This window comes from Flavobacterium sp. (assembly GCF_043720215.1).
GTDB lineage: Bacteria > Bacteroidota > Bacteroidia > Flavobacteriales > Flavobacteriaceae > Flavobacterium.
Genome location: NZ_JAYSSZ010000037.1, coordinates 1 through 2,199 on the forward strand (window position 1 = coordinate 1; position 2,199 = coordinate 2,199).

At 33.6% G+C, this 2,199-nt stretch carries 1 protein-coding gene and 1 pseudogene; both read left to right on the forward strand.

The annotated features are described in order from the left end of the window. Positions 1-160 precede the first annotated feature (160 nt). Positions 161-1,621, forward strand: a complete 1,461-nt coding sequence (locus ACHZC3_RS01470) for a serine hydrolase (protein WP_394758102.1) — start codon at positions 161-163, stop codon at positions 1,619-1,621. Between the two features lie 258 nt (positions 1,622-1,879). Beyond that, positions 1,880-2,199: pseudogene (locus ACHZC3_RS01475) on the forward strand (hypothetical protein); the annotation flags it as partial.

Here is a 2,199-nt window from a genome sequence, read left to right on the forward strand (position 1 = left end):
AAAAAAAGAGAAATTGAATCTTTTACATTTTGTAAAAGATTCAGTTTAGCGAGAGCAAATGGTAAAACATACCCTTCGGATTGCGCCAATACTGAGGGGTTGTGTGTAATGCAAAACGACAGTCCTCAATTCTAAAAAGTAACGACAGACGAAAATCAAGATGACTAAAATTCTAACAGCCTTTACCGTAGTAATACTTTGTTTCTTTCACTCTTTTGCACAAACAGGGAATGACCCTAAGACAACTAAACAAATCAATACTTACTTAACTGAGCTTGAGAGAGTTGGGTTTTCGGGTACAGTACTTGTTGAATTAAACGGGAATATAGTAATTTCAAAAGGCTACGGTTTCAGCGATAAAACAAATTCATTAAAAAATCGGTCAACTACAATTTTTGACATCGGTTCAATTACTAAACAATTTACAGCTGCTGCAATTCTAAAATTAGAAATGCAAGGTAAACTTACTGTTGATGATAACATTTCAAAATATTTTGAAAATGTTCCAATGGATAAAATCAATATTACAATACATGATTTACTTCGTCATCAATCGGGACTTGTAAATAATGTAGGGAAAGATTTTGACAAAATAAGTAAAGAGAAATTTCTTGACACACTAATAAATTCTAAATTACGATTTGAAGTCGGAACAAAGTTTTCATATTCAAATATTGGATATAGTTTATTAGGAATGATAATTGAAAAAGTTTCAGGTAAAACGTATGAAAACTATTTGTTTAAAAATTTATGGAAACCTGCACAAATGGAAATGACAGGCTATTCAAGACCAAAATTTAACAGAACCAAAATAGCAATAGGATATTACAAAGATGATAAAGTTTGGGGTAAGCCTACTGAAAAGAATTGGGATAAAACAGCACCCTTTTGGCATCTTGCAGGAAATGGTGGCATACTTTCAACAACAGAAGACCTTTACAAATGGCATAAAGCACTGTTGGGGGAGCTAATATTATCAAAGGAAGCAAAAAATAAATTATACCATCCAAAAATAAGAACAGAAGAAAACTACAACTCAATATACGCTTACGGTTGGGATGTTTCACAAACAAATAGAAAGACAAACCGAGTTTGGCACAATGGAACAAACAATATTTTTTATAGCGACTTTATGAGATACATTGATGAAAACATTACATTGATCATGCTTTCTAATAAATCTCACTTAAATTTTAATGGATTAAATATTGAATTATCTAAAATAGTTTTTGAAAAAAATTATAAACCAACCATACCCATCGCCGACAATGACAACAATCAAAAATACTCTAACAAAATTATAGATATAGTTTTGAGTAAGGGTATTGAAGCAGGTAAAGAAAACTTCAAAAAAAGACCTGCTAAAACTAATATTTTAGAATATAAATTAAACACAAAAGGCTATGAACTTTTATCACAAAAAAAGTATGAAGAAGCAATAGCCATATTTACAATCAATGTTTTTGCGTTTCCTAAATCAGCGAATGGTTTTGACAGTTTGGGAGAAGCATATATGAACAAAGGAGACAAAGCTTTGGCTATTAAAAACTATGAAAAAAGTTTAGAATTAGACCCAAATAATGGAAATGCAATAGATATGCTTGCAGAATTGCGAAAATAACCCCAGACAAATGCACTACACACAACAAAAGTATTTGCAAAAGCAGGGCTGGACAATTAAACATTAGCTATGTATAAGCTTCAGCAATGGTTCGGGCTCGACGTTCAATTTTCAGCTTCAGTTCATAACTTCAACAACATGTTTTCAAATGGGCTTTTGTTCCGGGCAGACAAGCAATGAATTCCCTGCCTTCGCAAATACTCAACGGTATTTCGTATAGTTATGTCCGTTTCTTCGCCTAAAGCGGAACCGTTGAAAATGTGGTTAGCCGAGCAAGGAAGTAGGACAATTGACGAAACAGAAAACCCTGAATTGCTATCTGAAAGGCAAGCTGAAATTTATAGAGCAAAAGGATATTCCGATGAATGGATTTTGAGACGGATGCAAACCATTGATACGCGCAAACAATTGACAGACGAGTGGAAAAATAGGGGAGTGGTGGATAATCGAGAATTTTCGATTCTCACCGCCACTATTGCTAAAGGGACTTTTGGCTTGAATCCCACTGAACATAAAAAGTTGAAAGGTTTAGAGAAACCGAGTCAAAATTTACGTGACCACATGACCCCGTTAGAGCT